Source organism: Enterobacter cloacae complex sp. 382A5 (assembly GCF_050031095.1).
In the GTDB taxonomy this organism is placed as follows: domain Bacteria; phylum Pseudomonadota; class Gammaproteobacteria; order Enterobacterales; family Enterobacteriaceae; genus Enterobacter; species Enterobacter cloacae.
Window position 1 is genome coordinate 4,280,396 of record NZ_JBLGVK010000001.1, and the last position, 21,946, is coordinate 4,302,341.

38 protein-coding genes are annotated in these 21,946 nt (G+C 50.3%); 3 read left to right on the top strand and 35 right to left on the bottom strand.

Annotated elements, in window-relative coordinates; all coding sequences use genetic code 11:
* The first annotated feature begins 12 nt into the window (after positions 1-12).
* Together trkA and mscL are read left to right on the top strand one after the other, a co-directional pair.
* Positions 13-1,389 (top strand): Trk system potassium transporter TrkA, encoded by a 1,377-nt coding sequence (gene trkA / locus ACQG2G_RS20200; protein WP_013099016.1) that lies wholly within the window; start codon positions 13-15, stop codon positions 1,387-1,389.
* 145 nt (positions 1,390-1,534) lie between these two features.
* Positions 1,535-1,945 (top strand): large-conductance mechanosensitive channel protein MscL, encoded by a 411-nt coding sequence (gene mscL / locus ACQG2G_RS20205; protein ID WP_013099017.1) that lies wholly within the window; start codon positions 1,535-1,537, stop codon positions 1,943-1,945.
* Here mscL and ACQG2G_RS20210 read toward each other — a convergent pair.
* From ACQG2G_RS20210 to rpsJ, 31 genes are all read right to left on the bottom strand, one after another.
* On the bottom strand, positions 1,942-2,157 hold the full coding sequence (locus tag ACQG2G_RS20210) for an alternative ribosome-rescue factor A (RefSeq protein WP_013099018.1): 216 nt from the start codon (positions 2,155-2,157) through the stop codon (positions 1,942-1,944). The two genes, mscL and ACQG2G_RS20210, sit on opposite strands and share 4 nt — an antisense overlap.
* 57 nt (positions 2,158-2,214) lie before the next feature.
* Complete coding sequence (gene zntR, locus ACQG2G_RS20215; protein ID WP_013099019.1) at positions 2,215-2,640, bottom strand: Zn(2+)-responsive transcriptional regulator; 426 nt, start codon at positions 2,638-2,640, stop codon at positions 2,215-2,217.
* Between the two features lie 2 nt (positions 2,641-2,642).
* Entirely contained in the window at positions 2,643-3,011 is a 369-nt protein-coding gene (locus tag ACQG2G_RS20220; RefSeq protein ID WP_013099020.1) for a DUF1992 domain-containing protein, read from the bottom strand.
* Between the two features lie 107 nt (positions 3,012-3,118).
* Positions 3,119-3,505 (bottom strand): 50S ribosomal protein L17, encoded by a 387-nt coding sequence (gene rplQ, locus ACQG2G_RS20225; RefSeq protein WP_001216372.1) that lies wholly within the window; start codon positions 3,503-3,505, stop codon positions 3,119-3,121.
* A 40-nt stretch (positions 3,506-3,545) separates the two neighbouring features.
* Entirely contained in the window at positions 3,546-4,535 is a 990-nt protein-coding gene (locus ACQG2G_RS20230) for a DNA-directed RNA polymerase subunit alpha (RefSeq protein WP_002919219.1), read from the bottom strand.
* Between the two features lie 25 nt (positions 4,536-4,560).
* Complete coding sequence (gene rpsD / locus ACQG2G_RS20235; protein WP_003863314.1) at positions 4,561-5,181, bottom strand: 30S ribosomal protein S4; 621 nt, start codon at positions 5,179-5,181, stop codon at positions 4,561-4,563.
* 32 nt (positions 5,182-5,213) lie between these two features.
* Positions 5,214-5,603 carry a 30S ribosomal protein S11 gene (gene rpsK / locus ACQG2G_RS20240; protein ID WP_003031137.1) on the bottom strand — a complete coding sequence of 130 codons (390 nt, stop codon included), beginning with the start codon at positions 5,601-5,603 and terminating at the stop codon, positions 5,214-5,216.
* Between the two features lie 16 nt (positions 5,604-5,619).
* Positions 5,620-5,976, bottom strand: coding sequence for a 30S ribosomal protein S13 (gene rpsM / locus ACQG2G_RS20245; protein ID WP_013099021.1), 357 nt, complete (start codon positions 5,974-5,976; stop codon positions 5,620-5,622).
* Between the two features lie 146 nt (positions 5,977-6,122).
* Complete coding sequence (gene rpmJ, locus ACQG2G_RS20250) at positions 6,123-6,239, bottom strand: 50S ribosomal protein L36 (protein ID WP_000868187.1); 117 nt, start codon at positions 6,237-6,239, stop codon at positions 6,123-6,125.
* Positions 6,240-6,270: 31 nt separating this feature from the next.
* Positions 6,271-7,602, bottom strand: coding sequence for a preprotein translocase subunit SecY (secY, locus tag ACQG2G_RS20255; protein WP_003863305.1), 1,332 nt, complete (start codon positions 7,600-7,602; stop codon positions 6,271-6,273).
* Positions 7,603-7,609: 7 nt separating this feature from the next.
* Positions 7,610-8,044, bottom strand: a complete 435-nt coding sequence (rplO, locus tag ACQG2G_RS20260) for a 50S ribosomal protein L15 (protein ID WP_013099022.1) — start codon at positions 8,042-8,044, stop codon at positions 7,610-7,612.
* A gap of 3 nt (positions 8,045-8,047) precedes the next feature.
* The gene (rpmD, locus tag ACQG2G_RS20265) at positions 8,048-8,227 is read right to left on the bottom strand and encodes a 50S ribosomal protein L30 (protein ID WP_003863301.1); all 180 of its coding nucleotides are present in this window, start codon (positions 8,225-8,227) and stop codon (positions 8,048-8,050) included.
* A 6-nt stretch (positions 8,228-8,233) separates the two neighbouring features.
* Positions 8,234-8,734, bottom strand: coding sequence for a 30S ribosomal protein S5 (rpsE, locus tag ACQG2G_RS20270; protein ID WP_003863299.1), 501 nt, complete (start codon positions 8,732-8,734; stop codon positions 8,234-8,236).
* A gap of 14 nt (positions 8,735-8,748) precedes the next feature.
* Entirely contained in the window at positions 8,749-9,102 is a 354-nt protein-coding gene (gene rplR, locus ACQG2G_RS20275) for a 50S ribosomal protein L18 (RefSeq protein ID WP_013099023.1), read from the bottom strand.
* 9 nt (positions 9,103-9,111) lie between these two features.
* On the bottom strand, positions 9,112-9,645 hold the full coding sequence (gene rplF, locus ACQG2G_RS20280; protein ID WP_013099024.1) for a 50S ribosomal protein L6: 534 nt from the start codon (positions 9,643-9,645) through the stop codon (positions 9,112-9,114).
* Positions 9,646-9,657: 12 nt separating this feature from the next.
* Positions 9,658-10,050: a 30S ribosomal protein S8 gene (rpsH, locus tag ACQG2G_RS20285; RefSeq protein ID WP_013099025.1), complete on the bottom strand. Its 393-nt coding sequence runs from the start codon at positions 10,048-10,050 to the stop codon at positions 9,658-9,660.
* Positions 10,051-10,083: 33 nt separating this feature from the next.
* Complete coding sequence (gene rpsN / locus ACQG2G_RS20290) at positions 10,084-10,389, bottom strand: 30S ribosomal protein S14 (RefSeq protein WP_013099026.1); 306 nt, start codon at positions 10,387-10,389, stop codon at positions 10,084-10,086.
* A 14-nt stretch (positions 10,390-10,403) separates the two neighbouring features.
* Positions 10,404-10,943 carry a 50S ribosomal protein L5 gene (gene rplE, locus ACQG2G_RS20295; RefSeq protein ID WP_001096202.1) on the bottom strand — a complete coding sequence of 180 codons (540 nt, stop codon included), beginning with the start codon at positions 10,941-10,943 and terminating at the stop codon, positions 10,404-10,406.
* A 14-nt stretch (positions 10,944-10,957) separates the two neighbouring features.
* Positions 10,958-11,272 carry a 50S ribosomal protein L24 gene (gene rplX, locus ACQG2G_RS20300; RefSeq protein WP_000729185.1) on the bottom strand — a complete coding sequence of 105 codons (315 nt, stop codon included), beginning with the start codon at positions 11,270-11,272 and terminating at the stop codon, positions 10,958-10,960.
* A 10-nt stretch (positions 11,273-11,282) separates the two neighbouring features.
* Entirely contained in the window at positions 11,283-11,654 is a 372-nt protein-coding gene (rplN, locus tag ACQG2G_RS20305; RefSeq protein WP_002919748.1) for a 50S ribosomal protein L14, read from the bottom strand.
* Positions 11,655-11,820: 166 nt separating this feature from the next.
* Positions 11,821-12,075: a 30S ribosomal protein S17 gene (gene rpsQ, locus ACQG2G_RS20310; RefSeq protein ID WP_008503489.1), complete on the bottom strand. Its 255-nt coding sequence runs from the start codon at positions 12,073-12,075 to the stop codon at positions 11,821-11,823.
* Positions 12,075-12,266 carry a 50S ribosomal protein L29 gene (gene rpmC, locus ACQG2G_RS20315; RefSeq protein WP_013099027.1) on the bottom strand — a complete coding sequence of 64 codons (192 nt, stop codon included), beginning with the start codon at positions 12,264-12,266 and terminating at the stop codon, positions 12,075-12,077. The genes rpsQ and rpmC overlap by 1 nt, the downstream gene beginning before the upstream one ends.
* The gene (gene rplP, locus ACQG2G_RS20320) at positions 12,266-12,676 is read right to left on the bottom strand and encodes a 50S ribosomal protein L16 (RefSeq protein ID WP_002919759.1); all 411 of its coding nucleotides are present in this window, start codon (positions 12,674-12,676) and stop codon (positions 12,266-12,268) included. Before rplP ends, rpmC begins: the two co-directional genes overlap by 1 nt.
* A 12-nt stretch (positions 12,677-12,688) precedes the next feature.
* Positions 12,689-13,390, bottom strand: a complete 702-nt coding sequence (rpsC, locus tag ACQG2G_RS20325; RefSeq protein WP_000529945.1) for a 30S ribosomal protein S3 — start codon at positions 13,388-13,390, stop codon at positions 12,689-12,691.
* 17 nt (positions 13,391-13,407) lie between these two features.
* Positions 13,408-13,740: a 50S ribosomal protein L22 gene (rplV, locus tag ACQG2G_RS20330; RefSeq protein ID WP_002919773.1), complete on the bottom strand. Its 333-nt coding sequence runs from the start codon at positions 13,738-13,740 to the stop codon at positions 13,408-13,410.
* 14 nt (positions 13,741-13,754) lie between these two features.
* Complete coding sequence (gene rpsS, locus ACQG2G_RS20335) at positions 13,755-14,033, bottom strand: 30S ribosomal protein S19 (RefSeq protein ID WP_001138117.1); 279 nt, start codon at positions 14,031-14,033, stop codon at positions 13,755-13,757.
* 16 nt (positions 14,034-14,049) lie between these two features.
* The gene (gene rplB, locus ACQG2G_RS20340; protein ID WP_000301859.1) at positions 14,050-14,871 is read right to left on the bottom strand and encodes a 50S ribosomal protein L2; all 822 of its coding nucleotides are present in this window, start codon (positions 14,869-14,871) and stop codon (positions 14,050-14,052) included.
* Between the two features lie 17 nt (positions 14,872-14,888).
* A complete protein-coding gene (gene rplW, locus ACQG2G_RS20345) occupies positions 14,889-15,191 on the bottom strand; it encodes a 50S ribosomal protein L23 (RefSeq protein WP_000617546.1) in 303 nt (100 codons plus the stop codon).
* Positions 15,188-15,793: a 50S ribosomal protein L4 gene (gene rplD / locus ACQG2G_RS20350; RefSeq protein ID WP_000424395.1), complete on the bottom strand. Its 606-nt coding sequence runs from the start codon at positions 15,791-15,793 to the stop codon at positions 15,188-15,190. Before rplD ends, rplW begins: the two co-directional genes overlap by 4 nt.
* 10 nt (positions 15,794-15,803) lie before the next feature.
* Complete coding sequence (gene rplC / locus ACQG2G_RS20355) at positions 15,804-16,433, bottom strand: 50S ribosomal protein L3 (protein ID WP_003863274.1); 630 nt, start codon at positions 16,431-16,433, stop codon at positions 15,804-15,806.
* Positions 16,434-16,465: 32 nt separating this feature from the next.
* Positions 16,466-16,777 carry a 30S ribosomal protein S10 gene (gene rpsJ / locus ACQG2G_RS20360; protein ID WP_001181005.1) on the bottom strand — a complete coding sequence of 104 codons (312 nt, stop codon included), beginning with the start codon at positions 16,775-16,777 and terminating at the stop codon, positions 16,466-16,468.
* A gap of 381 nt (positions 16,778-17,158) precedes the next feature.
* Between rpsJ and ACQG2G_RS20365 the strand changes: the two genes are divergently transcribed.
* The gene (locus tag ACQG2G_RS20365) at positions 17,159-17,632 is read left to right on the top strand and encodes a prepilin peptidase (protein ID WP_061772523.1); all 474 of its coding nucleotides are present in this window, start codon (positions 17,159-17,161) and stop codon (positions 17,630-17,632) included.
* Here the strand turns inward: ACQG2G_RS20365 and bfr are convergent.
* The 4 genes from bfr to fusA all read right to left on the bottom strand — a co-directional run bounded on the left by bfr (position 17,616) and on the right by fusA (position 21,907).
* Entirely contained in the window at positions 17,616-18,092 is a 477-nt protein-coding gene (gene bfr / locus ACQG2G_RS20370; RefSeq protein WP_013099029.1) for a bacterioferritin, read from the bottom strand. The two genes, ACQG2G_RS20365 and bfr, sit on opposite strands and share 17 nt — an antisense overlap.
* A 72-nt stretch (positions 18,093-18,164) precedes the next feature.
* Positions 18,165-18,359 (bottom strand): bacterioferritin-associated ferredoxin, encoded by a 195-nt coding sequence (gene bfd, locus ACQG2G_RS20375; protein WP_008503493.1) that lies wholly within the window; start codon positions 18,357-18,359, stop codon positions 18,165-18,167.
* A gap of 179 nt (positions 18,360-18,538) precedes the next feature.
* The gene (tuf, locus tag ACQG2G_RS20380; protein ID WP_023620081.1) at positions 18,539-19,723 is read right to left on the bottom strand and encodes an elongation factor Tu; all 1,185 of its coding nucleotides are present in this window, start codon (positions 19,721-19,723) and stop codon (positions 18,539-18,541) included.
* 69 nt (positions 19,724-19,792) lie between these two features.
* A complete protein-coding gene (gene fusA / locus ACQG2G_RS20385; protein WP_029882142.1) occupies positions 19,793-21,907 on the bottom strand; it encodes an elongation factor G in 2,115 nt (704 codons plus the stop codon).
* Positions 21,908-21,946: the final 39 nt, after the last annotated feature.

The following is a 21,946-nucleotide window of genomic DNA, read 5'->3' on the forward strand; positions in this document are numbered from 1 at the left end:
AGGTCACGAGATATGAAGATTATCATTCTGGGCGCAGGACAGGTCGGCGGGACGCTGGCGGAAAACCTTGTAGGTGAAAACAACGACATTACGATCGTCGATACCAACGGCGATCGACTGCGCGTTCTGCAGGATAAATTTGACCTTCGCGTTGTGCAGGGGCACGGTTCGCATCCACGTGTCCTCCGTGAAGCCGGTGCTGACGATGCCGATATGTTAGTGGCCGTGACCAGCTCGGATGAGACCAATATGGTCGCTTGTCAGGTGGCCTATTCGCTTTTCAACACGCCTAACCGAATCGCCCGTATCCGCTCCCCGGATTATGTCCGCGATGCGGAAAAACTCTTTAACTCAGAAGCGGTACCAATCGACCACCTTATCGCACCAGAACAGCTGGTTATCGATAATATTTATCGCCTGATCGAATATCCCGGCGCACTGCAGGTCGTGAACTTTGCAGAAGGGAAAGTGAGTCTGGCCGTTGTTAAGGCCTATTATGGCGGTCCGTTGATCGGAAACGCGCTGTCTACGATGCGCGAACATATGCCGCATATCGATACGCGCGTCGCAGCCATTTTCCGTCACGACAGACCGATTCGTCCTCAGGGCTCGACCATTGTCGAAGCAGGAGATGAAGTCTTCTTCATTGCTGCCTCACAACATATTCGTGCCGTTATGAGTGAACTTCAGCGCCTCGAAAAGCCCTATAAACGCATCATGCTGGTCGGCGGGGGTAATATCGGCGCAGGTCTCGCCCGCCGTCTGGAAAAAGACTATAGCGTGAAGTTGATCGAGCGCGATCAACAGCGCGCCTCTGAACTTGCTGAAAAACTACAAAACACGATCGTGTTTTATGGCGATGCATCAGATCAGGAATTACTGGCAGAAGAGCATATCGATCAAGTTGATCTGTTTATTGCCGTCACCAACGACGATGAAGCAAATATTATGTCCGCCATGCTCGCCAAGCGCATGGGAGCAAAAAAGGTCATGGTACTTATTCAGCGTCGTGCCTATGTTGACCTGGTGCAGGGGAGCGTAATTGATATTGCGATTTCACCGCAGCAGGCAACGATTTCCGCACTGTTGAGCCACGTTCGTAAAGCAGACATTGTTGGTGTGTCCTCACTGCGTCGCGGCGTCGCTGAAGCCATTGAAGCTGTCGCTCACGGTGATGAAACCACATCGCGCGTGGTGGGACGCGCCATCGATGAAATTAAGCTGCCACCCGGCACAATTATCGGCGCCGTAGTACGCGGGAATGATGTCATGATTGCCAATGATAATTTGCGTATTGAACAAGGCGATCACGTTATTATGTTCCTGACCGATAAAAAATTTATTACCGACGTCGAACGTTTATTCCAGCCAAGCCCATTCTTCCTGTAATGATTCAGGTGCTCGCGTTAGAGCACCTGAGTATTATCCTTCTGATTCCTGTGCCTTTTATTTTCATAACGTTTATTTATCCCCAATGGCAATTAGCTAATCATTTGTTAAACTTATAGTCGTCAGCTGGCACAAGGAGAACATAATGAGTTTTGTTAAAGAATTTCGCGAATTTGCGATGCGCGGAAATGTGGTGGATTTGGCAGTGGGTGTCATTATTGGTGCGGCGTTCGGCAAGATCGTTTCATCTTTAGTGGCTGATATCATCATGCCACCTTTAGGGCTATTAATTGGGGGCATTGATTTCAAACAATTCGCCTTCACGCTTCGGGAAGCACAGGGGGATATCCCGGCAGTGGTGATGCACTATGGCGTGTTTATTCAGAACGTATTTGATTTCGTGATCGTCGCGTTTGCCATTTTTATGGCCATCAAGCTTATCAACAAGCTCAACCGTAAAAAAGAAGAGCCTGCTGCGGCGCCCGCGCCTACGAAAGAAGAAGTATTACTGACTGAAATTCGCGATCTGTTAAAAGAGCAGAATAACCGCGTTTAACAGCTAAAAGCAGGAAGGCCAGTGGTAAATAAGCGATTCGCTTGCTTGCCACTGGCCTCCCAGTTACCCCGTTTTGCATGTTTGTTTTTACGCAGATAACTTCCCTTCCCTTTTTTGTTCTTTTCAACTCGCTGTCGAAAAAGCGGGTCGTGAAGCAAAGCCTCAATGGCATTATCTTTAATTTGTCCCTTCGTATGTTGATAGTGACTCATAATTTCTCCTGAGCATGATTAATGTCGAGGGGAGTCTAGACCCGGACTGATAAAAAATCAACAACCCCGGGTTTCTCCACTTGCCCCTTGTTCAAGGGCCTCCAGAATAGAACAATAGACACTGCTGTGAGCCGTACCACAGCACGCATCATTCAACCTTTGCAGAGAGCGCTGCATGGTTTGCAGTTCCTGAATACGCGCTTCAACTTCATCCAGCCTGGCCTGGACAATGCTTTTCGATTCCTGGCAGGTGTGATGTGCCGGATCGATACGGATCGACAATAACTCACGGATCGAATCCAGCGTGAATCCCAGTTGGCGTGCATAACGAATAAACCGCAGCCGTTGCAGATCGTTGTCGGTATAGAGGCGGAACCCACCTTCGGTGCGCACCTCATGATCAATCATCTGCTGTTTTTCATAGTAGCGGATGGTATCCGGCGTCACGTTAGCAAGCTTTGCAAGTTCACCGATACGATACATGGCTATTCCTCGTTTATTTTCTGCATCAGTCTTTCACTATACTCGCCATGCAGAAAATCAGTCGCAATTCCTGCCTGTCGTAGCTTGAGTTCAACCAGAGCCAACCGCCGGCTTAGTTCTCCATGACGGGGATCGTCTTTCCGTATCCCTTTTAGCAGGTCAGTAAGCTCAATCGCCTCTTTGCGCTGTTCAAGCTCGGGAGGCAGACACCCCGCATTTTTCAGTAAGCGATATCCAGCCCGTAGTTCAGGGGGTATATGCGAATCATCTTCCAGTATTAGCGGTTCACCGCTACCGGACAGGTTATCGAATTCGCCTTTTGTTTGGGCATCGCGAATATGGCGTTCTGCCCACTGGTCGAGCAACCACATCATAAACTCCAGGGGATGAACAAAATTAATACAGATATTGTAGAGAAGTGGGGATAGTGCGGATATAAAAAAACCCGCCGGAGCGGGTTTTTTTACGTTACTGCAGATTACTCTGCAGCAGCTTCTGCTTTCGACTCAGAACGATCAACCAGCTCGATGTAAGCCATCGGAGCGTTGTCGCCTGCACGGAAGCCACACTTCAGAATGCGAGTGTAACCACCGGCACGGCTCGCGAAACGCGGGCCCAGCTCGTTAAACAGTTTTGCCACGATCTCGTTATCACGAGTACGGGCGAATGCCAGACGACGATTAGCAACGCTGTCAGTCTTGGCAAGAGTAATCAGCGGCTCAACTACACGACGCAGCTCTTTCGCTTTAGGCAGGGTCGTCTTGATGATTTCATGACGAACCAGTGAACCTGCCATGTTGCGGAACATAGCCTGGCGATGGCTGCTGTTGCGGTTCAGTTGACGACCACTCTTACGATGGCGCATGACCTTATCCTTCTCAGTAAAACCTTAACCTGTGATCCGGTTACTCGTCAGCAATGCTTGCTGGTGGCCAGTTTTCCAGGCGCATGCCCAGAGACAGACCACGTGAAGCCAGCACGTCTTTAATCTCAGTAAGAGATTTTTTACCCAGGTTCGGCGTTTTCAGCAACTCAACCTCGGTACGCTGTACCAGATCACCGATATAGTGGATAGCTTCTGCCTTGAGGCAGTTAGCAGAGCGGACAGTCAATTCGAGATCGTCAACAGGGCGCAGCAGGATCGGATCGAATTCTGGTTTCTCTTCTTTCACTTCCGGCTGACGTACATCACGTAAGTCAACGAAAGCTTCCAGTTGTTCTGCCAGGATGGTTGCCGCACGACGAATCGCCTCTTCAGGATCGATTGTGCCATTGGTTTCCATTTCGATGACCAGCTTGTCCAGGTCGGTACGCTGTTCTACACGCGCTGCTTCAACATTGTAGGCAATACGCTCTACAGGGCTGTAGCATGCGTCGACCAGCAGACGGCCGATTGGGCGCTCATCTTCTTCCGAATGAATTCGGGCAGAAGCCGGCACATAACCACGACCGCGCTGAACTTTGATACGCATGCTAATAGCTGCGTTCTCATCGGTCAGGTGGCAGATCACGTGCTGCGGCTTGACGATTTCAACATCACCGTCGTGGGTGATGTCGGCTGCAGTCACAGGGCCAATGCCAGATTTATTCAGAGTAAGAATAACTTCATCTTTACCCTGAACTCTCACCGCCAGCCCTTTCAGGTTGAGCAGGATTTCAAGGATATCTTCCTGAACGCCTTCTTTGGTGCTGTACTCATGAAGTACACCATCAATCTCAACCTCGGTCACCGCGCAACCCGGCATCGATGAGAGCAGAATACGGCGCAGTGCGTTACCCAGAGTATGGCCAAAGCCACGCTCTAAAGGCTCAAGGGTCACCTTGGCGTGCGTCGAACTCACTTGCTCGATATCTACCAGGCGCGGTTTTAGAAACTCTGTCACAGAACCCTGCATTGTGTCCTCTCTTTGGTACTAAGCTTTACTTGGAGTAAAGCTCGACGATCAGGTGTTCGTTAATGTCCGCAGACAGATCAGAACGTTCTGGCTGACGCTTGAACGTACCTTCCATCTTGCCAGCATCAACTTCCAGCCAGGTTGGCTTTTCACGCTGCTCAGCCAGCTCCAGAGCGGCTTTCACGCGAGATTGCTTTTTCGCTTTCTCACGAATGCTAACAACGTCATTCGCTTTAACCTGATAAGAAGCGATGTTAACAACACGACCGTTTACCATGATTGCTTTGTGGCTAACCAGCTGGCGTGATTCAGCGCGAGTAGCGCCGAAGCCCATACGGTATACAACGTTGTCCAGACGACCTTCCAGCAGAGCCAGCAGGTTTTCACCTGTGTTGCCTTTCAGACGTGCTGCTTCTTTATAGTAGTTACGGAACTGACGCTCCAGCACACCGTAGATACGGCGAACTTTTTGCTTTTCACGCAACTGCACACCATAGTCAGACAGACGCGGTTTACGCGCACCGTGCTGGCCAGGAGCTTGTTCAATTTTACACTTGGTATCGATCGCGCGAACGCCAGACTTAAGGAATAAGTCGGTGCCCTCACGACGGCTCAGCTTGAGCTTAGGACCCAAATATCTTGCCATTTTCTATCTCCAACTAACCTAAAAAACGAGCGTTATACGCGACGTTTTTTCGGCGGACGACAACCGTTATGAGGGATCGGAGTCACATCAGTAATATTAGTGATGCGGAAACCAGCGGCGTTCAGAGCGCGAACAGTAGATTCACGACCCGGACCCGGACCTTTAACCATAACTTCCAGATTCTTGATGCCGTATTCTTTTACGGCTTCTGCGCAACGCTCTGCTGCAACCTGAGCTGCAAACGGAGTGGATTTGCGAGAACCACGGAAACCGGAACCACCGGCTGTTGCCCAACCCAATGCGTTACCCTGACGATCAGTAATAGTAACGATGGTGTTGTTGAAAGAAGCATGGATATGAGCCACGCCGTCAGAGACTTGTTTTCTTACACGTTTACGTGCACGAATTGGTGCCTTTGCCATTATTCAATCACCCCGATTATTTCTTGATCGGTTTGCGCGGACCCTTACGGGTACGTGCGTTGGTCTTAGTACGCTGACCGCGCACTGGCAGACCACGACGATGACGCAAACCGCGATAGCAACCAAGATCCATCAGGCGCTTGATGCTCATGCTGATTTCACGGCGCAGATCACCTTCAACGACAAATTTGGCAACTTCGTCACGCAGCGTGTCGATTTGTCCTTCAGACAGCTCACTGATCTTAACATCTTCAGCGATACCCGCTGCAGCCAGGATGGCTTTAGAACGGGTCTTGCCGATGCCGTAGATCGAAGTTAATGCGATCACAGCATGTTTCTGATCAGGAATGTTAATGCCTGCTATACGGGCCACTATGCACTCCTACTATTTAATATGTACGCACCATGCTGAAAAGCCCGTTTTCAGGATACTCAAATGGAAACGTACAGACATACAAAAGATTGGCTGGCTAATCTAGCCAGCTCAACCCAACTTTGCAAGAAAAATATGCGAAATAATCAGCCTTGGCGCTGTTTATGCTTCGGCTCGGCACTGCAAATCACACGGATGACACCATCACGCTTAACGATTTTGCAGTTACGGCATAATTTCTTGACGGAAGCACGAACTTTCATTTTTACTCTCCGTAACTTCTCAGGCGACCAATTAGCGGCCGTAGCCTTTCAGGTTCGCCTTCTTCAATGCAGACTCATACTGACTGGACATCATCAGAGTTTGCACTTGAGCCATAAAGTCCATAATCACGACAACAACGATAAGCAGTGAGGTCCCACCGAAGTAGAACGGTACTTTCATTGCATCACGCATGAACTCCGGGATCAGGCAGATAAAAGTAATATAAAGCGCACCAACCAAAGTCAGGCGGGTCATTACTTTATCGATATACTTCGCCGTTTGCTCTCCCGGACGAATTCCTGGTACAAATGCACCGGACTTCTTCAGGTTATCTGCTGTTTCACGCGGGTTGAAGACCAACGCCGTGTAGAAGAAACAGAAGAAGATGATCGCAGACGCATAGAGTAACACATAAAGTGGTTGCCCAGGCTGCAAATACAGCGAAATTGTTGTCAGCCAGTTCCAACCAGTACCGCCCCCGAACCATGACGCGATGGTTGCCGGGAACAGAATAATACTGGAAGCGAAGATCGCCGGGATTACCCCTGCCATATTCACTTTCAGCGGCAAATGTGTGCTCTGTGCAGCATAGACACGACGACCCTGCTGACGTTTCGCGTAGTTCACCACAATGCGGCGTTGACCACGTTCAACGAAGACAACAAAGAACGTCACTGCAAATACTAATACTGCAACCAACAGCAACAGGAGGAAGTGCAGGTCGCCTTGACGCGCTTGCTCGATAGTATGGGCGATGGCTGGCGGGAGACCCGCTACAATACCGGCGAAGATAATGATTGAGATACCGTTACCGATACCACGTTCAGTAATCTGTTCGCCGAGCCACATCAGGAACATTGTCCCTGTGACCAGACTAACAACAGCGGTGAAATAGAATGCAAAGCCTGGGTTTAAGACCAGGCCCTGCATACCAGGCATATTCGGAAGACCGGTAGCAATACCGATCGACTGGAATATTGCCAGCACCAGAGTACCGTAGCGGGTGTACTGACTAATCTTACGACGTCCAGACTCCCCTTCTTTCTTCAGTTCTGCCAGGGCCGGATGAACGACCGTCAGCAGCTGGATAATAATGGATGCCGAAATATACGGCATAATACCCAGCGCGAAGATAGAAGCACGGCTGAGAGCACCACCAGAGAACATGTTAAACATTTCAATGATGGTGCCTCGCTGTTGCTCAAGCAGTTTGGCAAGTACAGCGGCATCGATACCAGGGATCGGAATAAAAGAGCCAATACGGAACACAATCAGCGCGCCGATTACAAACAGCAGTCTGCGTTTCAGCTCACCAAATCCACCTTTGGCACTTTGAAAATCTAATCCCGGTTGCTTAGCCATCTGCTACTTATTCCTCAATTTTACCGCCAGCAGCTTCGATAGCAGCACGAGCACCTTTAGTAACACGCAGGCCACGAACAGTTACCGGAGTAGAAACTTCACCAGCCAGGATCACTTTCGCGAACTCGATCTGGATACCGATAATGTTAGCTGCTTTCAGCGTGTTCAGGTCTACAACGCCGCCTTCAACTTTCGCCAGGTCAGACAGACGGACTTCCGCTGTGATCGCTGCTTTGCGAGAAGTGAAGCCGAACTTCGGCAGACGACGGTACAGTGGCATCTGGCCACCCTCGAAACCGCGACGTACGCCACCGCCAGAACGAGAGTTCTGACCTTTGTGACCACGACCACCGGTTTTGCCGAGGCCAGAACCGATACCACGACCCAGGCGTTTACCCGCCTTTTTAGAGCCTTCGGCCGGAGACAGAGTATTTAAACGCATCTCTTACTCCTCAACTTTAACCATGAAGTAAACCGCGTTGACCATACCGCGAACAGCAGGAGTATCCTCGCGCTCAACGGTATGACCAATACGACGCAGACCCAGGCCAAGCAGCGTTGCCTTGTGTTTCGGCAGACGACCGATTGCACTGCGGGTTTGAGTGATTTTAATAGTCTTTGCCATGGTCAATTACCCCAGAATTTCTTCAACGGATTTACCACGCTTGGCAGCGACCATTTCTGGAGAATTCATATTTTCCAGGCCATCAATAGTTGCACGAACCACGTTGATCGGGTTGGTGGAACCGTATGCTTTAGCCAGAACGTTATGAACCCCAGCAACTTCCAGAACGGCGCGCATTGCACCACCGGCGATGATACCGGTACCTTCTGAAGCTGGCTGCATGAATACACGAGAACCCGTGTGAACACCTTTAACTGGGTGCTGCAGGGTGCCGTTGTTCAGCGCGACGTTAATCATATTGCGACGGGCTTTTTCCATCGCTTTCTGGATCGCTGCTGGAACTTCACGCGCTTTACCGTAACCAAAACCAACGCGACCGTTACCATCGCCAACTACAGTCAGAGCTGTGAAGGAGAAAATACGACCACCTTTAACGGTTTTAGATACGCGGTTTACCGCGATCAGCTTTTCCTGCAGTTCGCCAGCTTGTTTTTCGATGTGAGCCATCTTACACCTCTACCTTAGAACTGAAGGCCAGCTTCACGGGCAGCATCTGCCAGTGCCTGGACACGACCATGATATTGGAACCCGGAACGGTCAAAGGATACATTGCTGATGCCTTTTTCCAGAGCGCGTTCAGCAACAGCTTTACCTACAGCTGCAGCAGCGTCTTTGTTACCGGTGTACTTCAATTGTTCTGCGATAGCTTTTTCTACAGTAGAAGCAGCTACCAGAACTTCAGAACCGTTCGGTGCAATTACCTGTGCGTAAATGTGACGCGGGGTACGATGTACCACCAGGCGAGTTGCACCCAGCTCTTTGAGCTTGCGGCGTGCGCGGGTCGCACGACGGATACGAGCAGATTTCTTATCCATAGTGTTACCTTACTTCTTCTTAGCCTCTTTGGTACGCACGACTTCGTCGGCGTAACGAACACCCTTGCCTTTATAAGGCTCAGGACGACGGTAGGCGCGCAGATCTGCTGCAACCTGGCCAATCAGCTGTTTATCAGCGCCTTTCAGCACGATCTCAGTCTGAGTTGGACATTCTGCAGTGATACCGGCCGGCAGCGGATGCTCAACAGGGTGAGAGAAGCCCAGAGACAGGCCTACTGCATTCCCTTTGATCGCTGCACGATAACCTACACCAACCAGCTGCAGCTTCTTAGTGAAGCCTTCGGTAACACCGATAACCATTGAGTTCAGCAGGGCACGCGCGGTACCAGCCTGAGCCCAGCCGTCTGCGTAACCATCACGCGGACCGAAGGTCAGAGCATTATCTGCATGTTTAACTTCAACAGCATCGTTGAGAGTACGAGTCAGCTCGCCGTTTTTACCTTTGATCGTAATAACCTGACCGTTGATTTTTACATCAACGCCGGCAGGAACAACGACCGGTGCTTTAGCAACACGAGACATTTTTTCCTCCGATTAGGCTACGTAGCAGATAATTTCGCCGCCAAGACCAGCCTGGCGCGCTGCACGATCAGTCATAACACCTTTAGAGGTAGAAACAACTGCGATACCCAGACCGGCCATAACTTTTGGCAGCTCATCTTTTTTCTTATAGATGCGCAGACCTGGGCGGCTGACACGCTGAATGCTTTCTACAACAGCTTTACCCTGGAAGTACTTAAGAGTCACTTCCAGTTCCGGCTTGGTGTCGCCTTCAACTTTAAAATCTTCAATAAAACCTTCGTCCTTCAGCACGTTGGCGATTGCCACTTTCAGCTTGGAGGAAGGCATGGTGACCGCAGCTTTATTCGCGGCCTGACCGTTACGGATACGGGTCAGCATATCCGCGATCGGATCTTGCATGCTCATCTGTCTTTACTCCCGTGATTCAATTGGTGACAATTACCAGCTAGCCTTTTTCAAGCCTGGCACTTCACCGCGCATGGCGGCTTCACGCAGCTTAATACGGCTCAACCCGAACTTGCCCACATAACCATGTGGACGACCTGTTTGACGGCAGCGGTTACGCTGACGAGACGGGCTGGAATCACGCGGCAGAGTTTGCAGCTTGAGAACTGCGTTCCAACGATCTTCGTCGGAAGCGTTCACATCAGAGATGATCGCTTTCAGTTCAGCGCGTTTAGCGAAGAATTTATCAGCTAAAGCTACGCGTTTTACTTCGCGTGCTTTCATTGATTGCTTAGCCATTCAGTAACCCTACCTTACTTGCGGAACGGGAAGTCAAAGGCAGCCAGCAGAGCACGGCCTTCTTCGTCAGATTTCGCAGTAGTGGTAATGGTAATATCCAAACCACGCACGCGGTCGACTTTATCGTAGTCGATTTCTGGGAAGATGATCTGCTCACGGACACCCATGCTGTAGTTACCACGACCGTCGAATGACTTAGCGGACAGGCCACGGAAGTCACGGATACGAGGTACAGCAATAGTGATCAGGCGCTCAAAGAACTCCCACATGCGTTCGCCACGCAGAGTTACTTTACAGCCGATCGGATAGCCCTGACGGATTTTGAAGCCTGCAACTGATTTGCGTGCTTTGGTGATCAGCGGTTTTTGACCGGAGATTGCTGTCAGGTCAGCTGCTGCGTTATCCAGCAGTTTCTTGTCAGCGATCGCTTCACCAACACCCATGTTCAGGGTGATCTTCTCGACCCGAGGGACTTGCATGACAGAATTGTAGTTAAACTCAGTCATGAGTTTCTTAACTACTTCGTCTTTGTAGTAATCATGCAGTTTCGCCATCGTACTACTCCAAATTACTTGATAGTTTCGCTGTTAGACTTGAAGAAACGGACTTTTTTGCCGTCTTCGAATCTAAAGCCTACACGGTCAGCCTTGCCGGTTGCCGCATTGAAGATTGCAACGTTAGAAACCTGAATAGCAGCTTCTTTTTCAACGATGCCGCCTGGTTGGTTCAGGGCCGGAACCGGCTTCTGATGTTTCTTAACCAGGTTGATACCTTCAACAATGACCTTGCCGGAAGACAGGACATTTTTTACTTTACCGCGTTTACCTTTATCTTTACCGGTTAACACGATAACTTCGTCATCACGACGGATTTTCGCTGCCATGATTCGCTCCTTAGAGTACTTCTGGTGCCAGAGAGATAATTTTCATGAACTTCTCAGTACGAAGTTCACGAGTTACCGGCCCAAAGATACGCGTGCCGATTGGCTGCTCGCTGTTATTGTTCAAAATAACGCATGCATTACCATCGAAGCGAATGACAGAACCGTCAGGGCGACGAACACCCTTCTTGGTGCGCACCACTACCGCTTTCAGCACATCACCTTTTTTGACCTTACCACGTGGAATTGCTTCTTTGATGGTGATCTTGATGATGTCGCCTACGCCTGCGTAGCGACGGTGCGAGCCACCCAGAACCTTGATACACATTACGCGACGTGCACCGGAGTTGTCGGCGACGTTCAGCATAGTCTGTTCTTGGATCATTTTAGTGCTCCGCTAATGTCAACTACTACCTGAGACTCTAAAATCAGAGCCGTTAAAAAGCCCCATATCGAGGGCGCGGCATTATAACACCGCTTCTGCAATATGGGTAGAAAAAATAAACGGCTCATCGCTGAGCCGTTTATTCGTATCGAGAACGGGTACTGTATTACAGAACCGCTTTCTCTACAACGCGAACCAGCGTCCAGGACTTAGTCTTGGACAGTGGACGGCATTCACGGATTTCAACCTTGTCGCCGATACCACATTCGTTGTTCTCGTCATGTACGTGCAGTTTGGTCGTACGCTTGATGAATTTACCGTAGATCGGGTGTTTCACAATGCGTTCGATAGCAACAACGATGGATTTCTCCATTTTGTCGCTAACAACACGACCTTGCAGAGTACGGATTTTATCGGTCATTACGCACCCGCCTTCTCAGTCAGTAAAGTCTTAACGCGTGCAACATTGCGACGCACTTGCTTCAGCAGGTGGGTCTGTTGCAGCTGGCCACTTGCAGCCTGCATACGCAGGTTGAACTGCTCGCGCAGCAGGTTCAGCAGCTCAGCGTTCAGCTCTTCAACGCTCTTTTCACGCAGCTCTTTTGCTTTCATTACATCACCGTCTTAGTTACAAAGGTGGTTTTGATAGGCAGTTTCGCTGCTGCCAGGCCGAAGGCTTCACGGGCCAGCTCTTCCGGAACACCGTCCATTTCATACAGGACTTTGCCCGGTTGGATCAAGGCAACCCAGTACTCCACGTTACCTTTACCTTTACCCATACGAACTTCCAGCGGCTTCTCGGTGATCGGTTTGTCCGGGAATACACGGATCCAGATCTTACCTTGACGCTTAACTGCACGGGTCATTGCACGACGTGCTGCTTCGATCTGACGTGCAGTCAGACGACCACGGCCAACAGCTTTCAGACCGAAAGTGCCGAAGCTAACATCCGTACCCTGCGCCAGACCACGGTTGCGGCCTTTGTGCACTTTACGGAATTTTGTACGCTTTGGTTGTAACATCAGCGACGCTCCTTATTTACGGCCTTTACGCTGCTGCTTTTTAGGTTGAGCAGCCGGTTTTTCCGGTTGTTCAACAGCAGCCATACCACCCAGGATCTCACCTTTGAAGATCCATACCTTAACGCCGATTACACCGTAAGTGGTGTGCGCTTCAGAGGTGTTGTAGTCGATGTCAGCACGCAGAGTGTGCAGCGGTACGCGACCTTCACGGTACCATTCGGTACGTGCGATTTCCGCGCCGCCCAGACGGCCGCTAACTTCAACTTTGATACCTTTAGCGCCCAGACGCATTGCGTTCTGTACAGCACGCTTCATAGCACGACGGAACATAACACGACGTTCCAGCTGAGAAGTGATGCTGTCAGCAACCAATTTAGCGTCCAGTTCAGGCTTACGAACTTCAGCGATATTGATCTGTGCAGGAACGCCAGCGATATCCGCTACGACCTTGCGCAGTTTTTCTACGTCTTCGCCTTTCTTACCGATAACGATGCCAGGGCGAGCAGTGTGAATAGTCACACGGATGCTCTTAGCTGGACGCTCGATAACGATACGAGATACAGACGCTTTAGCCAGTTCCTTCGTCAGGTACTGACGTACTTTAAAATCGCTGTCCAGGTTGTCAGCGAATTCTTTGGTGTTCGCAAACCAGGTAGAGTTCCATGGTTTTACAATACCCAGGCGAATACCATTAGGATGTACTTTCTGACCCATTGCTAGTCTCCAGAGTCTCAGCGATCGGACACAACCACAGTAATGTGGCTGGTGCGCTTCAGGATGCGATCTGCACGACCTTTCGCACGCGGCATAATGCGCTTCATGCTTGGGCCTTCATCTACGAAAATTTTCGCGACTTTCAGATCGTCGATGTCAGCGCCATCGTTGTGTTCAGCGTTAGCAATGGCAGATTCCAGTACTTTCTTGACCAATACCGCAGCTTTCTTGTTGGTATAGGTCAGGATGTCCAGGGCCTGCGACACTTTCTTACCGCGAATCAGGTCAGCAACAAGGCGAACCTTCTGTGCAGAAGAACGAGCATGGCGATGTTGAGCTAAAGTTTCCATCTCTTCCTCCTACCTTATTTCTTCTTCGCTTTTTTATCAGCAGCGTGGCCGCGATAAGTACGAGTCGGTGCGAATTCACCCAGTTTGTGACCAACCATTTCGTCGGTAACAAAGACTGGAACGTGCTGACGACCATTATGGACAGCGATGGTCAAACCGATCATGTTAGGAAAGATCGTTGAACGACGGGACCAAGTGCGCAGGGGCTTCTTGTCTCCGCTTTCCACCGCTTTCTCTACCTTCTTCAGCAAGTGCAGGTCAATAAAAGGACCTTTCTTGAGAGAACGTGGCATGGCTTATCCTCTAAAATTATTTGCTACGGCGACGTACGATAAATTTATCAGTACGCTTGTTGCTGCGGGTCTTCTTACCTTTGGTCTGAACGCCCCACGGAGTTACCGGGTGCTTACCAAAGTTACGACCTTCACCACCACCATGTGGGTGATCTACTGGGTTCATCGCAGTACCGCGAACGGTAGGACGAACACCACGCCAGCGTGCAGCACCAGCTTTACCCAGAACGCGCAGCATATGCTCAGCATTGCCAACTTCGCCCAGAGTAGCGCGGCAGTCTGCTTCGACTTTACGCATTTCACCAGAACGCAGACGCAGGGTGACATAAGCACCGTCACGCGCAACGATCTGAACGTAAGTACCCGCGGAACGCGCCAGCTGACCGCCTTTACCTGGTTTCATTTCTACGTTATGAACGGTAGAACCAACCGGGATATTGCGCATCGGCAGGGTGTTGCCTGCTTTGATTGCAGCATCAACGCCAGACTGAATCTGGTCGCCAGCTTTCAGGCCTTTAGGGGCCAGGATGTAACGGCGTTCGCCGTCTTTGTACAGAACCAGCGCGATGTTCGCGGAACGGTTCGGATCGTACTCAAGACGCTCAACAACTGCTGGGATACCGTCTTTGTTGCGTTTGAAGTCAACAATACGATAAGCCTGCTTGTGGCCACCACCGATGTGACGAGTGGTGATACGGCCATTGTTGTTACGACCACCGGATTTGCTGTTTTTTTCCAGCAACGGAGCAAAAGGTTTGCCCTTGTGCAGCTCAGGGTTAACCACTTTAACTACGTGGCGACGACCCGGAGATGTCGGTTTACATTTAACAACTGCCATTGTATTACTCCTCCGACTTACTCAGCGCCGCCAACGAAGTCCAGGTTCTGGCCTTCTTTCAGGGTGACGTAAGCTTTTTTCCAGTCGCTACGACGACCGATACGCTGTCCGTGACGTTTAACTTTCCCTTTAACTACCAGGGTGTTAACGACTTCGACTTCGACTTCAAACAGTTTCTGCACAGCAGCTTTGATCTCTGCTTTGGTCGCGTCTTTAGCAACTTTGAGAACGATGGTGTTTGTTTTTTCCATCGCAGTAGACGCTTTTTCAGAAACGTGCGGTGCGCGCAGCACCTTCAGCAGACGTTCTTCACGAATCATGCCAGCATCTCCTCAACTTGCTTAACAGCATCAGCAGTCATTACGACTTTGTCGAAGGCGATCAGGCTAACCGGGTCGATACCAGTCGCGTCGCGTACGTCAACCTTGTGCAGGTTGCGCGCGGCCAGGAACAGGTTCTCGTCCAGCTCACCGGTGATGATCAGCACATCTTCCAGAGCCATGTCTTTCAGTTTCTGTGCCAGCAGCTTAGTTTTAGGCGCTTCTACAGAGAACTTCTCGACAACGATCAGACGATCCTGACGTACCAGCTCGGACAGGATGCTTTTCAGCGCGCCGCGGTACATCTTTTTGTTAACTTTTTGACTGTGGTCCTGTGGACGCGCAGCGAAGGTCACGCCACCTGAACGCCAGATCGGGCTCTTGATAGAACCTGAACGCGCACGGCCGGTACCTTTCTGGCGCCATGGCTTTTTGCCAGAACCAGTTACTTCAGCACGAGTCTTCTGAGCACGAGTACCCTGACGAGCACCAGCTGCATAAGCAACAACAACCTGGTGAACCAGCGCTTCGTTGAAATCACGACCGAAGGTAGTTTCGGAAACAGTCAGCGCGCTCTGCGCGTCTTTCAATACTAATTCCATTGCTATCCCCTTACGCCTTCACAGCTGGTTTAACGATCAGGTCGCTACCGGTTGCACCCGGGACCGCACCTTTAACCAGCAGCAGGTTGCGCTCAGCGTCAACACGTACTACGTCCAGGCTCTGAACAGTTACACGTTCGTTGCCCAGCTGACCTGCCATTTTCTTGCCTTTGAACACTTTGCCCGGAGTCTGGTTCTGACCGATAGAACCCGGAACGCGGTGAGACAAGGAGTTACCGTGAGTAGCGTCCTGGGTACGGAAGTTCCAGCGCTTAACGGTACCAGCAAAACCTTTACCTTTAGAGGTACCGGTTACGTCAACTTTTTTAACGTCAGCAAACAGCTCAACGCTAATGTCCTGACCTACGGTGAACTCTTCGCCTTCAGCAAGACGGAATTCCCACAGACCACGGCCAGCTTCAACGCCAGCTTTAGCGAAGTGACCCGCTTCTGGTTTGGTTACACGGTTAGCTTTTTTAGCACCAGTGGTAACCTGAATAGCGCGGTAGCCATCGTTAGCCAGATCTTTAACCTGAGTAACGCGGTTTGCTTCAACTTCGATTACGGTTACTGGGATAGAAACGCCATCTTCAGTGAAGATGCGGGTCATACCCACTTTTTTACCGACTAAACCAATCATTGTTTCAACCTCTCAATCGCTCGATGACCTGATTAACCCAGGCTGATCTGCACGTCTACACCGGCAGCCAGATCCAGACGCATCAGAGCATCAACGGTTTTCTCAGTTGGCTCAACGATGTCAACCAGACGCTTGTGAGTGCGGATTTCGTACTGATCACGCGCGTCTTTGTTAACGTGCGGGGAGATCAGAACGGTGAAGCGCTCTTTGCGGGTCGGCAGCGGGATCGGACCACGGACTTGCGCACCAGTGCGCTTAGCAGTCTCGACGATTTCCGCGGTTGATTGATCGATCAGACGATGATCAAACGCTTTAAGGCGGATACGGATTCTTTGGTTCTGCATGAGACCAGAGCTCCAATTATTTTATAAACGAAAATGATTACTCCTCAAACCCATTACGATTGATGGGAGAGTGTAACCGTTCTTACGTAGCTCCCCAATTGGGAGCATTGTTGAGTAACAAAATGAGTCACTCCGGTTCAGATTGAACCCGCCGTCAATTACGACAAGCCCGCGCATTATACGTAAATCTGGGCAAGACGCAAGTGCCGTTTAGAATTTAAGCGCTAAAGGTGTACCTTGCGTAAGGCCTCGCACTGTTTTCTGCAATCCGTCCCCTTTCTTCTGTTCTTATGAAACCACTACGCAATTACATTTTTTGGCTATTGCCAGGCATTCGTGGTGTGAAGAGTATTCGCTGAAATTCACCTTGAGGTTTCGTTCATGCTTACTCTCCTCCCCTTCCTGCTCATCTATTTTGTTCTCTCAGGTTTACTGGTGCGTGAAGATATTCGCTCAGGCATTCTCCCTGATAAATATCTCTGTCCCCTGTTATGGGCTGGTTTGCTCTATCAACTCTGTCTTCACCCTGATTTTCTGCCTGGCGCAGTGGTCGGGGCGATGGCAGGGTATGTCGGCTTTGCCATGATCTACTGGGGTTATCGGCTAATATTTCGCCGTGAAGGGATGGGCTATGGCGATGTGAAGTATCTTTCGGCACTCGGTGCATGGCATGGTTGGTGCGTGTTGCCCGATCTGGCACTGGTTGCCGCACTATTGGCGCTGCTCTACCTTCTTATGACTTCGTTGTTCAACCCTGCCAGACGGACATTAAAAAACCCACTGCCTTTTGGGCCATTTCTGGCGGCAGCGGGTTTATGTGTAGGTTGGCAGACGCTGTTTAATCTTCCACTTTAATCTGCGACTGGAGATAGTTTTGCAGGCCAATTTTGCCAATGAGATCCAGCTCGGTTTCCAGCCAGTCGATATGCCCTTCTTCATCGGCCAGAATCTGGATCATCATATCGCGGCTAACGTAGTCATGGACGCTGTCTGCGTAGGCAATAGCTTCGCGAAGGTCTTTTGCGCCTTCAAGTTCAAGTCTGAGATCGGATCGCAGCATCTCTTCAACATCTTCACCGATGCCGAGTTTACCGAGGTCCTGCAGGTTAGGGATGCCTTCGAGAAATAAAATACGCTCGATATATTTATCGGCATGTTTCATCTCATCTATGGATTCGTGATACTCAACGTCGTTGAGGCGCATGAGGCCCCAGTTTTTAAACATTCTCGCATGGAGAAAATACTGATTGATTGCGACAAGCTCATTTCCCAATAATTTATTGAGATAACTTATGATTTTAACATCACCTTTCATTATATAGTCCCTCCGCTTCCACTCATTGAAGCGTAGATCGGGCTACAGGGATGTCAAAAAAAAGATGGGCGCTTACGCGATCTCTTTGTATTCCGGGATCTGCATCAGTTCATCCTGCATGATTTCACGCGCTGCGCGTACGCATTTACCGCATTGATTTCCCACTGGAACAAACTTGCGAAGTTGCTGGAAGGACTGTGGCTGAAACTGGCGAACGGCCTGACGTATTTTTTTGTCACTCACACCATTACATAAACAAACGTACATAAAGACTCCCGTTCAAAATATGCGCAAAGTGTAAGTGAGAATGGTTATGATTACAATAGCACAAACGCCAGTATACGGGGCGGGAGCAAACAAAAAATGCGAAAATTTGTGACAAATACACACGCTAAGAAAACAAAAAAGGACGCCGAAGCGTCCTTTTTTTATTCGGGGATAATTAATTAGCCCAGAACTTTAGCAACAACGCCCGCGCCAACGGTACGGCCGCCTTCACGGATTGCGAAACGCAGACCGTCGTCCATCGCGATTGGGTGGATCAGAGTCACAACCATCTTGATGTTGTCGCCTGGCATTACCATCTCTACGCCTTCTGGCAGTTCGATGGTACCGGTCACGTCAGTTGTACGGAAGTAGAACTGTGGACGGTAGCCTTTGAAGAACGGAGTATGACGGCCGCCTTCGTCTTTGGACAGGATGTACACTTCAGATTCGAACTTGGTGTGTGGCTTGATTGAGCCTGGCTTCGCCAGAACCTGACCACGTTCGATTTCTTCACGTTTGATACCACGCAGCAGAACACCAACGTTCTCACCAGCACGGCCTTCGTCCAGCAGTTTGCGGAACATTTCAACGCCAGTACAGGTAGACTTCGCAGTCTCTTTGATACCAACGATTTCAACTTCTTCACCCACTTTGATGATACCGCGCTCTACACGACCGGTAACAACGGTACCACGACCGGAGATGGAGAATACGTCTTCGATTGGCAGCAGGAATGGCTTGTCAATCGCACGCTCTGGTTCTGGGATGTAAGAATCCAGGTAGCCAGCCAGTTCGATGATTTTCTCTTCCCACTCTGCTTCGCCTTCCAGCGCTTTCAGAGCAGAACCACGAACGATTGGGGTATCGTCGCCTGGGAAATCGTACTGAGACAGCAGTTCACGAACTTCCATCTCTACCAGTTCCAGCAGCTCTTCGTCATCAACCATGTCGCATTTGTTCAGGAACACGATGATGTAAGGAACGCCTACCTGACGACCCAGCAGGATGTGCTCACGAGTCTGAGGCATTGGGCCGTCAGTCGCAGCTACTACCAAGATCGCGCCGTCCATCTGCGCAGCACCGGTGATCATGTTTTTAACATAGTCGGCGTGGCCTGGGCAGTCTACGTGTGCGTAGTGGCGAGTCGGGGTGTCATATTCAACGTGAGAGGTGTTGATGGTGATACCACGAGCTTTTTCTTCTGGTGCGTTATCGATCTGGTCGAATGCACGAGCAGAACCACCGTAGGTTTTAGCCAGAACGGTAGTGATTGCAGCAGTCAGGGTAGTTTTACCATGGTCAACGTGGCCGATAGTACCAACGTTGACGTGCGGTTTTGTACGTTCAAATTTTTCTTTAGACACGGCTATATTCCTTACTATAGTGCTCTCCCCTCAGGAGAGAGCACGGGACTTAGGTTTTAATCCTGTGGATTACTTACCACGGGCTTCAATAACGGCCTGAGCAACGTTGTTAGGCGCATCATCATACTTCAGGAATTCCATGGTGTATGATGCACGACCTTTGGTCAGAGAACGCAGCTGAGTTGCATATCCGAACATTTCAGACAGCGGAACTTCAGCGTGGATCTTAACGCCAGTTACTTCGGATTCCTGACCGCGCAGCATACCGCGACGACGGCTCAAGTCACCGATAACGTCACCGGTGTTCTCTTCAGGAGTTTCTACTTCAACCTTCATGATTGGCTCAAGCAGAACTGGTTTTGCTTTCTTAAAGCCTTCTTTAAAGGCAATAGACGCAGCCAGTTTAAACGCCAGTTCAGAGGAGTCAACGTCGTGGTAAGAACCGAAGTGCAGACGGATACCCATGTCAACAACCGGATAGCCAGCCAGAGGGCCCGCTTTCAGCTGTTCCTGGATGCCTTTATCAACGGCAGGGATGTATTCGCCAGGAATTACACCACCTTTGATGTCGTTGATGAACTCGTAACCTTTCGGGTTAGAGCCCGGCTCCAGTGGGTACATGTCGATCACAACGTGACCGTACTGACCGCGACCACCAGACTGCTTAGCGTGTTTACCTTCGATATCGGTAACTTTCGCGCGAATCGCTTCGCGGTAAGCAACCTGAGGTTTACCCACGTTCGCTTCAACGTTGAACTCGCGCTTCATACGGTCAACGATGATGTCCAGGTGCAGTTCACCCATACCTGCGATGATGGTCTGGTTAGATTCTTCATCAGTCCATACGCGGAATGATGGGTCTTCTTTCGCCAGACGGCCCAGAGCCAGACCCATTTTTTCCTGGTCAGCTTTGGTTTTTGGTTCAACCGCGATGGAGATTACCGGCTCAGGGAATTCCATACGCTCCAGAATGATCGGGTGATCCGGGTCACACAGGGTGTCACCGGTGGTCACGTCTTTCAGACCGATAGCTGCAGCGATGTCGCCCGCACGAACTTCTTTGATCTCTTCACGTTTGTTAGCGTGCATCTGTACGATACGGCCAAAACGTTCACGCGCCGCTTTCACGGAGTTCAGGATGGTGTCACCGGAGTTAACCACACCAGAGTAAACGCGGAAGAAGGTCAGGTTACCCACGAATGGGTCGGTAGCAATTTTGAACGCCAGTGCAGAGAACGGCTCGTCGTCGCTTGCGTGACGCTCAGCCGGAGTATCTTTACCGTCGTCCAGGATGCCGTTGATCGCAGGAACGTCAACCGGGGATGGCAGGTAGTCAACTACCGCATCCAGCATCGCCTGAACACCTTTGTTCTTGAACGCAGAACCACAGGTTACCAGGATGATTTCGTTGTTCAGAACACGCTGACGCAGAGCTTTTTTGATCTCTTCTTCAGACAGTTCTTCACCACCCAGGTATTTCTCCATCAGCTCTTCAGAAGCTTCAGCAGCGGATTCGATCAGGTTCTGGTGCCATTCGTCAGCCAGGTCCTGCATCTCAGCCGGGATATCTTCGTATTCGAAGGTAACGCCCTGGTCTGCATCGTTCCAGTTGATGGCTTTCATTTTCACCAGATCGATAACGCCGGTGAAGCCTTCTTCAGCACCAATTGCCAGCTGCAGCGGAACAGGGTTCGCGCCCAGACGGGTTTTGATCTGGCCAACAACTTTCAGGAAGTTAGCACCCATACGGTCCATTTTGTTAACGAACGCGATGCGTGGAACTTTATATTTGTTCGCCTGACGCCATACGGTTTCAGACTGTGGCTGAACACCACCAACTGCGCAATAAACCATTACCGCGCCGTCAAGAACACGCATGGAACGTTCTACTTCGATGGTGAAGTCAACGTGCCCTGGGGTGTCGATGATGTTTACGCGATGCGGTTCGTACTGCTTAGCCATACCTGACCAGAATGCAGTAGTCGCTGCGGAGGTGATAGTAATACCACGCTCCTGCTCCTGTTCCATCCAGTCCATGGTGGCTGCGCCGTCATGAACTTCACCGATTTTATGGTTTACACCGGTGTAGAACAGAATACGTTCGGTAGTAGTGGTCTTACCGGCGTCGATGTGCGCACTGATACCGATGTTACGGTAGCGTGCGATGGGTGTTGTACGAGCCATTTGATTCCTCGTTTGTTTCTTTAGGCGTTCAGTTAAGTA